This is a genomic window from Methylobacterium oxalidis, from assembly GCF_007992195.1.
Classification (GTDB): Bacteria; Pseudomonadota; Alphaproteobacteria; order Rhizobiales; family Beijerinckiaceae; genus Methylobacterium; species Methylobacterium oxalidis.
Window position 1 is genome coordinate 1 of record NZ_BJZU01000035.1, and the last position, 9,742, is coordinate 9,742.

A 9,742-nucleotide genomic window follows, 5' to 3' on the forward strand; every position below is an offset into this window, starting at 1 on the left:
AGGGTGAGGGGTGCGACTTTTCCAGAAAGATCTGATCCCTCACCCGGTGCGCTGACGCGCACGCGACCTCTCCCGAGCCGGAGAGGTGGGCCGCGCCGGGTGTCGGACCGGCCCGCCAGGGCGCCAGCACGTCCGCCCGCTCCGGGATGTGGCTCGCCCGCGCCTCCAGGCGGATCACCCGGCGGCCGAGGCGCTGGCGCAGGGCGTCGGCGAGGCGTGCGAGCGGGGCCGTCTCGTCCGCGGCGAGGCTCGCCAGCGTGCCCTGGCGGCCCGCCATCGGGCCCGTGCCCGTCACGTCGAGGCGCAGGGTCTCGAAGCCGAAGCCCGCGTCGAGGGCCGGCCCCAGCCGGTCGAGGCGCAGCCGCAGCAGGCGACCGACATGCTCCGGGCAGCGGGTCGGCTCCGCGAGGCCGAGATCGAGGGCGCGCACCGCGTCGTCGACCCGGTGCAGGGTGAGGCGCAGGGCGAGCGCGCCGAGCCCGTCCGCGGCGAGGCGCGGCGCGATCTCGCCCATCAGGCGCTGCGCGGCCGAGACGATCGTCTCCTGCCGGCTGATCGGATCGAGGAAGCCGCGGGCGGCGCCGTAGGAGACCGCCTCGCCGAGCAGGCGGAGGGGCTCGGCGCGCCGGCCCAGCGCTTGGTCGAGGCGGGTGGTCAGCGCCTCCCCGAAGCGGCGGGCGAGGGGTGCCCGCGCCGCGTCCGCGAGCGCCCCGATCCGGCGCAGGCCCAAGCGCTTCAGGGCCGTGACGGTCTCGGGTTCGAGCCGCAGGGCCTCGACGGGCAGCCCCCGCAGGGCCTCCTCGGCGGCGCCCGGCGCCACGATCGTGCCGTCCCGGCCATGGCAGGCGAGGGCGAAGGCGGCCCCCGGCGTGTCCGCCAGCGCGAGGCGCGCCGGGATCATGTGGGCGGAGAGCCGGCCGGCGAGGTCGGCCATCAGCCCCGCCTCGCCCCCGAGGAGGTGGCTCGCTCCCTCGACGTCGAGGAACAGGCCCTCGCCCCCCTCCGCCGCCCCGAAGGGCGCGACGGAGGGCGTGTAGCGCTGCGCCCAGAGGCAGAGCCGGACGAGGGCGGCGGCGTCCGCTTCCGGATCGGCCGGGTGGACGCGCAGCCCCGTGCCGATGCGGGCCTGCACGCGGCTCAGGGGCTCGCCCGGGCGCAGGCCGAGGGCGAGGGCCCGGGCATCCACGGCCGTGAGGCGCAGGCCACCGGGCCCCACCGCGGCGACGACGCGGGGTGCCCCGGCGTCAGGCTTGCCCGGAGGCTCTCCCAGGGCGCGCCGCAGGCGGGTGACCGGCCAGTGCGTCAGGCAGACCGAAACGATGCGCGGCATGATCCCACTCCAGCAGCCACGTGCCCGGCCGCCCGTTGCGGCAGCGATCGAGATGGGCCCGCCAGCGCGGGCCGGTGAGACAGCCGAAGCGGTCGCGGCCCCCTCCGCCCGCGGCGATCCGCCAGCGGGTCGCCGCGCCGTTCGCCGCCTCGGCGCGGGCGGGGCGCAGGATCAGCAACAGGGGCCGGGCCGCCTCGGCGGCGAGTTGCAGGCGGCGCCCCTGCTTCAGGGGAAGCCCGGACTCGACGAGACCGGCCAGGGCCGGGAGGCTGCCTGCCCGCAGGGCCTCCTCCAGGGCGAGGTAGACCTCGGTGTCGCTGCCCGCCTCCAGGAGCAGGACGCGTCCCGGATCGAGCCCGAGCCCGGCGAGCCCGTGGCCGTAGGGCGTTGGGTGCCCCGGGGCGATGACGAGGAGCGCCTCGCCCCGCACCCGGGCGAGATGGCGGGCCAGGAGAGCGAGGCCGAAGCCGAGGGCGCAGGGCTCGTCGCCCTCCTCGAGGGGCGCGATCTCGTGGGGCTGCCCGAGGCCGAGGCCGCCGCCCGGCAGGTGCGCGTCGACCGCCGCGAGCCCGAGAGGCAGAACGGCGGCGGGAGAGGACGCCGCATCCCGCGCCTCCGCCGCGACGCCGCGCAGGGCCGCGCGCGCCGCGGCGCGTCGGGCGGCCCGGCCGGGAGGCTCCGCCTCCGCCGCGCGGTCGAGGCGCGCGTCTCCGTCCGGTTCTGCATGCGACCGCTCCATCCTGCGCCGGCTCCGACTGTGGAGCGACGATAAGAACAAAACAAGAACAAGCTCAACCGGTTTCCGAGGGTCGTTCGTTTTCGATGCGCCGGCATGGAGTTGGCCTGTGGAGAGGTGTGGACGGCTGTGGATTCGCCGCCTGCCGGGAGCTCGGCGGGCGGCCTCGCCGCCGGGTTTGGGCAAGGGTCCGGCAAGGGTCCGGCAAGGGTCCGGCAAGGGTCCGGCAAGGGTCCAAGCAAGGGTCCAGGCAAGGGTTGACCCCGCCGCGAGCGGGGCGGCACTGTCCCCCACCGGCCCGCACGGGAGCCGGATCACTCGGGGGAACGTCCATGCGTCTTGCTCGCGTCGCCACGGCCCTGGTGGGCCTGCTTCCGCTCGCCTGCGCGCTGCCCGCCGGCGCGCAGCAGCCTCCGGACCAGCCGGCGGCGCAGGCCGCACCCGCCTCGCCGCGGCTCGCGCGCGCGAGCCGGCGTCCCCAGGCGCCGAGCCAGCCCATCATGGTCTACGACGCGCGCATCGAGGCTGGGGACCTGCGCATCTCTGGCTCCGTGCGCAAGGGCGGCACGGTGGTGGTGATGGACGACGACATCTCGGTGATGGCCGACCGGCGCGGCCGCTTCGTGTTCCGGCTGCCCTACCGCCCGCCGACCTGCGTCGCGACCCTCAAGGCCGACGAGGACGAGCGCGAGGTCGTGGTGGCGAGCTGCGCCCCCGAGGGGCCGGCCGGTCCGCAGGGCCAGCCCGGCCCGACCGGGCCGCAGGGGATGGCGGGGCTGCAGGGTCCCCCCGGTCCGCAGGGCGAGACCGGCCCCCGCTGGGAGGCCGGCCCGAAGGGAGACGCGGGTCCGAAGGGGGAGGTGGGCCTCCGGGGAGAGAGTGGCCCGAAGGGAGAGACCGGTCCCAGGGGTGAGCCCGGCGCGCGGGGTGAGGCGGGACCGCAGGGCGTTCCGGGTCAGCCGGGGCCGGCGGGCTCCCGGGGCGAGCCGGGAGCCGCGGCCTCGACGGCCAGCACCTCCGCGCCCGCGCCCTTCCGGACGGTGCGCACGGAATCCTGCCCGCCCGAGGGCTGCCGCCTCGCCTGCGAGGAGGGCGAGGTCTTCGTCTCGGCCTACTGCCTCAAGGGCGGAAGCCCGGTCTTCACGCCCCTCGCCGCCGGCCCGGCGAGCGCGACCTGCCCGGCCGAGGCCGCCGGCATGGTCGGTTTCTGCTCGAGGCTGTGAGGCTCACGCCTTCAGCCAGTCGAGCATCCCGGCCGCGGCGGCGCGGCCGCTCGCGAAGGCGCCCTGCAGGAGGTAGCCGCCGGTGGGCGCCTCCCAGTCGAGCATCTCGCCGGCGACGAACAGGCCGGGCCGCGCCCGCAGCATGAAGCGCCCGTCGAGGGCCGCGGCCTCGACCCCGCCGGCCGTCGAGATCGCCCGCTCGATCGGCCGCACCCCGGTGATCCGGAGCGGCGCGGCCTTGATCAGGGCGGCCAGCGCCTCCGCCGCGGCGGGCAGGGCGGGGCCGACCGCCTCCCGCAGGAGGCCGGCCGAGACCGGGGAGAGACCGGCCGCCTTGCGCAGGCGCGTCGCGGTGGATTGCCCGGGCCGGCCCGCCGCGAGGCGCTGGCCGAGCGCCGCCTCGGTCAGGTCCGGCCGCAGGTCGAGCACGAGGCGGGCCTCGCCCCGGGCGCGGACCGCCTCCCGCAGCACCCGCGAGAGGGCGTAGACGGCCCCGCCCTCGATCCCGTCCGCGCTGATCACGGCCTCGCCCCGCACGCTCGCGCCCTCGGCAGAGAGCGCGACGCGCTTGAGGGGCTCGCCCGCGAAGCGCTCCCGGAACACGTCCGACCACACCACCGTGAAGCCCGCATTGGCGGGCCGCAGCTCCGAGACCGGCACGCCGAGTCCTTCGAGAAGCGGCACCCAGGCCCCGTCCGAGCCGAGGCGCGGCCAGCTCGCGCCGCCGAGGGCCAGGAGGCTCGCGCGCGGGCGCACGGTCAGCTCTCCCTGCGGTCCCTCGAGGGTGAGGCCGCCCTCGGGCAGGCCGACGAGCCGGTGCCGGGTCCGGACCGTGACGCCGAGGCTGCCGAGGCGCGCGAGCCAGGCCCGCAGCAGCGGCGAGGCCTTGAAGCTTCTCGGGAAGACGCGTCCGCTCGACCCGACGAAGGTCGGCTCGCCGAGCTCCTCGCACCAGGCCCGCAGGGCGTCGGGCGGGAAGGCCGCGATGGCCTCCGCGAGGCTGCCCGGCGGATGATAGCGGGCGAGAAAGGCGGGCAGGGGCTCGCTGTGGGTGAGGTTAAGCCCGCCGCGCCCCGCGATCAGCAGCTTGCGCCCGAGCGAGGGCATGCGGTCGTAGACCGTGACGGCGTGCCCGGCCTCGGCCAGGATCTCCGCCGCCGCGAGCCCCGCCGGCCCGCCTCCGACGATGGCGAGGGACTGATCCGCGTGATCGTGCATGGGATGGGAAGAGGCGGCAGGGCGGCGCCTGTCAACCGTCATCCCTCGTGTTGCGGAGCGGCACCTCGGAAAGCCGCGCCCTCACGGTATGCCCGGCCGGACCGCCCTTGATCCACCTCCCGCCCGCTCCTAACTCGCGGGAGTCGGCTGCGGGCCCCTCTGACGGGACGCATTCTGGATGCTCCCGTGATGTCGGAGCCGATGCTCTCCCACCAGAAGCATCGCGGTCCGTCGAATGGTCGACTTCCTTTACATCGAATGGCTCGGCAAGCCAGTCTGGATGTGGCTCGGCTTCCACGCCCTGATCCTCGGGCTGCTCGCCTTCGACCTCGGCCTTCTCCACCGCGACAAGAACCACGAGATCGGCGTCAAGGAGAGCCTCGTGCTCACCGCCTTCTATCTCACCCTGGGCCTCATCTTCGGGGCTTGGGTGTGGTGGTACATCGGGCCGCGGGCGGGCCAGGAATACGTGGCCGGCCTCGTCGTCGAGAAGTCGCTGTCGATGGACAACGTCTTCGTCATCGCGGTCATCCTGTCCGCCCTCGGCATCCCGCGCTCGGCCCAGCACCGGGTCCTGGTCTGGGGCATCCTCGCCGCGATCCTGCTGCGCGGGCTGATGATCGGCCTCGGGGCCGCCCTCGTGCACCAGGCGGCCTGGGTGCTCTCGCTGTTCGCCGCCTTCCTGATCTACGCCGGCCTCAAGATGCTGTTCTCCAAGGAGGAGGACGAGGGCGACGTGCAGGACAACGCCGCCGTGATCTGGCTGCGCAAGCGGCTGCGCATCACGCCCGAGCTGCACGGGCAGCGCTTCGTGGTGCGCCGGCCCCATCCGCAGACCGGCAGGCCGGTCCTGTGGCTGACGCCGCTGGCGCTGGCCCTCGTCCTCGTCAACGGCGCCGACGTCATCTTCGCCGTCGACAGCGTGCCGGCGATCTTCGCCATCACCACCGACACCTTCGTGGTCTACACCTCGAACATCTTCGCGATCCTGGGTCTGCGCGCGCTCTACTTCGCGCTCGCGGCGATGGTGGAGCGCTTCGCCTACCTCAAGACGGCGCTCGCCTTCATCCTGATCTTCATCGGCGCCAAGATCGTCGTGGCCGACACGTTCGAACTGGCGCATATCCCGCCCTGGGTGTCGCTCGTCGTGACCCTGGTGCTGCTCTTCTCCGGCATCGCCTACAGCCTCTGGCGCACCCGCGGCGAGGCCAAGCCGGAGTCGATCGAGGCGGAGACGATCGAGCGCGAGACGCAGATGCGCGGCCGGGCCTGACGGCGGGCGCGGGGCTCGAGGAGCCGAGGCCCGCCCTCAATCTCCGCGCCGGTAGAGCCCCGAGAAGCTCACGTTCATGCCGCCGCAGGCGCTGTTGCTCTCCACGACCAGGATCGGCGGCAGCAGGCGCATCCGGACGCTGCAGGAGAACGCCTCCGCATCGTAGGCGCCGATCACGCCCTTCTGCCCGTCTGTGAACGCCAGGGCCGATCCGGCCGGCCGGATCGTGACCGCGAAGGAGCCCATGTTGACGGCGCCGCGCCTGACCCGGTCGGGGTCCTGCGCGCCGTAGGTGGCATCGCCCTCCACCGTCAGGGACTGGCCGGAGCGCCGGATCGCGATGGTCTGCTCGGGCCCGCTCGTCCAGCGGCCGGTCCAGGCATCGAGGTCCGGTGTCCCCGCCGGCGCCTCCGCGAGCGCGGCGCGCGGCACCCAGCCGGAGCGGGTCGCGCCCCTCGCGCCGAGATAGGTCGCGCAGACGAAGGCCCCGCTCGTCCCGCTCACCACCACCGGGTTGCCGGCCACCAGATAGGCTCTCTCCCGGCAGGCGGGCGTCAGGCTCGGGCAGCCCGGGTCCGCCGCGCCGGATCTGAGGAAGTTGACCCGGTCCGACCCCGTCACGGTGGCGAGGGAGAGGGGCTTGGCGAGATCGATCCGGTCCGCGCACTCCGTCGACGAGGCCGGGGCGGCGAGGAGCAGGGCGGCCGCGCACAGGATTGCGCCGCGGGCGGACCCGGGTCTCGACGGCATGGACGGTCTCCCCCTTCGAGGCCGCCGCAGGGCCCGTGCCCCGCCGTCAGCCCGGCAGGGCAGCGATGAGATCGCGCAGAGTCGTGATTGTCGAGGCGTCGGCGACGCCGTCCACGCGCGCCTGCCGGAAATGGCGCTGGAAGGCGGTCACGACCGCGTGGGTGCGGGCGTCGAACAGGCCCGTCACGGGCAGGTCGTAGCCGTAGAGGCCGAGCATGGCCTGCAGCGCCTCGATCGGCTGGCCCGCGTCGCCCTGCGCGAAGAAGCGGCCGTCCCGCAGAGGGGCCGCCGGCACGTGGTGGCCGAGGCCGGCGCGGGCGAGGCGGTCCCAGGGAAAGACCTCGCCCGGATCCTCCTTGCGCTCCGGCGCCACGTCCGAATGGGCGAGCACGCGCTCGGGCGGGATGCGCCAGCGCGCGGCGATGTCGCGGCCGAGCGCGATCACCGCCTCGATCTGCGCGTCCGGATAGGGCGGCAGCCCGCCCGCGTGGCCCGGATGGGCGATCTCGACGCCGATCGAGCGCGAGTTCACGTCGCGCTCGCCCTTCCAGGCGGCGGCGCCCGCGTGCCAGGCGCGGCGGCCCTCCGGCACCATCTGCACCACGCGCCCGTCCTCGAACACGAAGTAGTGGGCCGAGACCTCCGCCACCGGGTTGGCCAGGCGCTGCAGCGCCCCGCTCGCGGTCTCCATGCCGGTGTAGTGCAGGATCAGCATGTCCGGGGGCGGGCCCAGCCGCTCGCCGTGGTTCGGCGAGGGCACGACGCCCGTCGCCAGCGCGCTCTCGGGGGTGGCCCTCACCGCAGGCCCCGCTCGGCCGCGATCCGGTCGTAGGCGGCGTTGATGGCCGCGAGCCGCCGGTCCGCGATCGCCACCGCCTCCGGCGGCAGGCCGCGGGCGATGGCCCGGTCCGGGTGGTTCTCGGCGACGAGCCCGCGGTGGCGCGCCTTCACCTCGGCGTCGCTGGCCGCCTCGTCGAGGCCGAGCACGAGGTAGGCGTCGCCCGCGAGCGCCACGTGACGGGCGGCGATGCGCCGGAAGGCCGTCTCCTCGAAGCCGAAGATCCGGGCCACGGCGTGCAGGTAGCGCTCCTCCGCCTCGTGGAGCGCGCCGTCCGCCTTGGCGATGTGGAAGAGGCCGTCGAGCACGTCCTCGAGGAGAGAGGGCTCCTCGTGGAAGGCGGAGGCCAGTTGCCGGGCGTAGGCCTCGAAGCCGCTCGTCGTCGCCTTGGCGAGGTCGAACAGGCGCTCGACGCCCGCCCGCGCCTCGGGCGCGACCTGCACGACCTTGCCGAACGCCTCGACCTCCGAGGGCGTCACCACGCCGTCGGATTTCGCCATCTTGGCGGCCAGCGCCACGAGGCCCGTGGTGAAGACCACGTCGCGGGGCGTCGTGCCGAACAGCGCGCCCTCCCGGTCGACCAGGAAGTGGCCCGCCACACCCCCGATCAGCGCGCCGAGAGGGCCGCCGATCGCCATGCCGAGCCCGACGCCGCCGAGCTTGCCCCAGATGCCGGCGGTCATCGGCGCGCCCGCGGGGGAGGGGAGGGGGCCGGGTCGGGGCGCGAAGGCAGCGTCATCTCGGGGGCGGCAATCCGGGGCGGGCGTCGCCGGGGGAGCCGGCGCGAACGCGCCCGGGATAGCCGCTCCCGCGGCCACGAAAAAGGGCCGGAGCGCGGCTCCGGCCCTTCCGGCGGCGAGGGCCGCGAGAGCCTGTCAGCGGCAGTACACGTTGCCGTAGGGGTCGCGGTAGGTGCCGTAGGGGCACTGGGGCGCGGTGGCCGCGCCGACGATCGCGCCGCTCGCGCCGCCGATCGCCGCGCCGGCGAGCGCGCCGCCCGCGCGGCCGGTCGCCGCACCGCCGATCGCCGCGCCGGCGAGCGCGCCGAGGCCGGCGCCGCCCAGCGCACGGTCCTGCGGGGTGTTGCAAGCTCCCACCGAGAGGGCGAGCATGCCGGCCAGTGTGGCCGCAACGATCTTCTTCATGAATTTGGTCTCCCTTGTGCAGTCGACTGGTCCAGCATTTCGCCGTGGTGCCGGCCGAGCTTAGCCATTATGACCGTTGAATGCACGCCACACGGCCAAGGTTCCGTCGAAGGTCTTGAGGCGGCCGAAAAATCTTCCCTTCCTGCCGGCGCGTGCCGACATGAGCGGACAGGGCCGGCGCGCCCGCGCGCCGACCGAGCGAGGCCGGGATCCGCGTCCGGAACGGGCAGGGCGGATCTCCTGTGAGAGACGAGGATTCCATGCTGCGAGCCACCACGATCGTCCGCAAGCCGGCGGTCCGCCCCGAGCAGATCGCCGACGCCGTCACTCTCGACCATGAGGGCCGAGGCCGGACGGAGGGAGACCTCACCGCCGAGGGCGGGCTCGCCTTCAGCCTCGCGCTGGCGAAGGCCGGCACGCTCGAGGACGGCGACGCGCTCCGCCTCGAGGACGGCCGCCTAATCCAGGTGCGGGCGGCCGGGGAGGCGCTGCTCGCGGTGCGGGCCGAGAACCCGGCCCGCCTGACGCGCCTCGCCTGGCAGCTCGGCGGCAGCCACGTCCCGGCCGAGATCGGCGCCGACGTGCTCTACGTGCCGGCCTCGCCCGCCAACGCCGAGCTGATCCGGGGCCAGGGCTGCCGCGCCGAGGCCGTCACCCGCGCCTTCCGGCCGGAGCGCGCCGCCCACGACCACAGCACCTGCGGGCACGATCACGGGCATCACCACGACCACGCGCAACATGATCACAAGCACGGTCACGCCCACGATCATGCTCACGCCCACGATCATGCTCACGGCCACGAGCAACAGCACGGGCACGCCCACGATCAGGGTCCCGGCTGCGGCTGCGGGCACGATCACTGAGGGAGACGTTCGCGGGATCGACCCCGTCTCGGCTCCTTGATCCGGCGGTGAGCATCACCATATCGGGTTCAGTCGACAGGCCCGCGACGCGCGCCTGCCCGACGATCCCGAACCGATCCGCAGGATTGTCGCCCCGCAACGCAGGGCGGCCTGTGCGGGCACGGACGGGGTCGACGGCACGGATCTCGAAACGCCGTGTTGACAGAGAATCCGGGGTGACCTATACGGCGCCTCCCGACGCGGTGCCGAAACAACGGCGAGCCGATCGGACAGTCTTCCGGAGACGATCGAAAGCAAAAACCGGTACTTGCCGGGAAGCTTCGGTGTCTCTATAAGACGAAAGCACTGGCTCCGGCGAGTGTTGTT

General features: G+C 74.6%; 10 protein-coding genes. 3 read left to right on the forward strand and 7 right to left on the reverse strand.

Annotation, left to right across the window (positions count from 1 at the left end; genetic code table 11):
* Both MOX02_RS10775 and MOX02_RS10780 read right to left on the reverse strand, forming a co-directional pair.
* Positions 1–1,330: Y-family DNA polymerase (locus MOX02_RS10775; RefSeq protein ID WP_174804909.1), on the reverse strand; the 1,330-nt coding region annotated here is incomplete at its 3' end.
* Positions 1,245–2,069, reverse strand: coding sequence for an ImuA family protein (locus tag MOX02_RS10780; protein WP_147025797.1), 825 nt, complete (start codon positions 2,067–2,069; stop codon positions 1,245–1,247). The genes MOX02_RS10780 and MOX02_RS10775, both read right to left, overlap by 86 nt.
* A gap of 329 nt (positions 2,070–2,398) precedes the next feature.
* On the opposite strand from MOX02_RS10780, the gene MOX02_RS10785 reads away from it, so the two are divergent.
* Positions 2,399–3,289 (forward strand): collagen-like domain-containing protein, encoded by an 891-nt coding sequence (locus MOX02_RS10785; protein WP_147025798.1) that lies wholly within the window; start codon positions 2,399–2,401, stop codon positions 3,287–3,289.
* A gap of 3 nt (positions 3,290–3,292) precedes the next feature.
* Here MOX02_RS10785 and MOX02_RS10790 read toward each other — a convergent pair whose 3' ends face one another.
* Positions 3,293–4,507, reverse strand: coding sequence for a TIGR03862 family flavoprotein (locus tag MOX02_RS10790; protein ID WP_147025799.1), 1,215 nt, complete (start codon positions 4,505–4,507; stop codon positions 3,293–3,295).
* Between the two features lie 235 nt (positions 4,508–4,742).
* On the opposite strand from MOX02_RS10790, the gene MOX02_RS10795 reads away from it, so the two are divergent.
* Positions 4,743–5,780 (forward strand): TerC family protein, encoded by a 1,038-nt coding sequence (locus tag MOX02_RS10795; RefSeq protein WP_147025800.1) that lies wholly within the window; start codon positions 4,743–4,745, stop codon positions 5,778–5,780.
* Between the two features lie 36 nt (positions 5,781–5,816).
* Here MOX02_RS10795 and MOX02_RS10800 read toward each other — a convergent pair whose 3' ends face one another.
* The 4 genes from MOX02_RS10800 to MOX02_RS10815 all read right to left on the reverse strand — a co-directional run bounded on the left by MOX02_RS10800 (position 5,817) and on the right by MOX02_RS10815 (position 8,513).
* Complete coding sequence (locus MOX02_RS10800; RefSeq protein WP_147025801.1) at positions 5,817–6,530, reverse strand: hypothetical protein; 714 nt, start codon at positions 6,528–6,530, stop codon at positions 5,817–5,819.
* A 46-nt stretch (positions 6,531–6,576) separates the two neighbouring features.
* Positions 6,577–7,329: an N-acetylmuramoyl-L-alanine amidase gene (locus MOX02_RS10805; RefSeq protein ID WP_147025802.1), complete on the reverse strand. Its 753-nt coding sequence runs from the start codon at positions 7,327–7,329 to the stop codon at positions 6,577–6,579.
* A complete protein-coding gene (locus tag MOX02_RS10810; protein WP_147025803.1) occupies positions 7,326–8,051 on the reverse strand; it encodes a TerB family tellurite resistance protein in 726 nt (241 codons plus the stop codon). The genes MOX02_RS10805 and MOX02_RS10810 overlap by 4 nt, the downstream gene beginning before the upstream one ends.
* A 192-nt stretch (positions 8,052–8,243) precedes the next feature.
* A complete protein-coding gene (locus MOX02_RS10815) occupies positions 8,244–8,513 on the reverse strand; it encodes a YMGG-like glycine zipper-containing protein (RefSeq protein WP_147025804.1) in 270 nt (89 codons plus the stop codon).
* A gap of 260 nt (positions 8,514–8,773) precedes the next feature.
* Here MOX02_RS10815 and MOX02_RS10820 point away from each other — a divergent pair, with 260 nt between their 5' ends.
* Complete coding sequence (locus MOX02_RS10820) at positions 8,774–9,376, forward strand: urease accessory protein UreE (RefSeq protein ID WP_147025805.1); 603 nt, start codon at positions 8,774–8,776, stop codon at positions 9,374–9,376.
* Positions 9,377–9,742 lie beyond the last annotated feature (366 nt).

Excerpts from the sequence above, each read along its gene's own strand:
- MOX02_RS10800 (WP_147025801.1), bottom strand. The coding sequence starts at position 6,530 with ATGCCGTCGAGACCCGGGTCCGCCCGCGGCGCAATCCTGTGCGCGGCC.
- MOX02_RS10780 (WP_147025797.1), bottom strand. The coding sequence starts at position 2,069 with ATGGAGCGGTCGCATGCAGAACCGGACGGAGACGCGCGCCTCGACCGC.
- MOX02_RS10795 (WP_147025800.1), top strand. The coding sequence starts at position 4,743 with ATGGTCGACTTCCTTTACATCGAATGGCTCGGCAAGCCAGTCTGGATG.
- MOX02_RS10815 (WP_147025804.1), bottom strand. The coding sequence starts at position 8,513 with ATGAAGAAGATCGTTGCGGCCACACTGGCCGGCATGCTCGCCCTCTCG.
- MOX02_RS10810 (WP_147025803.1), bottom strand. The coding sequence starts at position 8,051 with ATGACCGCCGGCATCTGGGGCAAGCTCGGCGGCGTCGGGCTCGGCATG.
- MOX02_RS10820 (WP_147025805.1), top strand. The coding sequence starts at position 8,774 with ATGCTGCGAGCCACCACGATCGTCCGCAAGCCGGCGGTCCGCCCCGAG.
- MOX02_RS10785 (WP_147025798.1), top strand. The coding sequence starts at position 2,399 with ATGCGTCTTGCTCGCGTCGCCACGGCCCTGGTGGGCCTGCTTCCGCTC.
- MOX02_RS10790 (WP_147025799.1), bottom strand. The coding sequence starts at position 4,507 with ATGCACGATCACGCGGATCAGTCCCTCGCCATCGTCGGAGGCGGGCCG.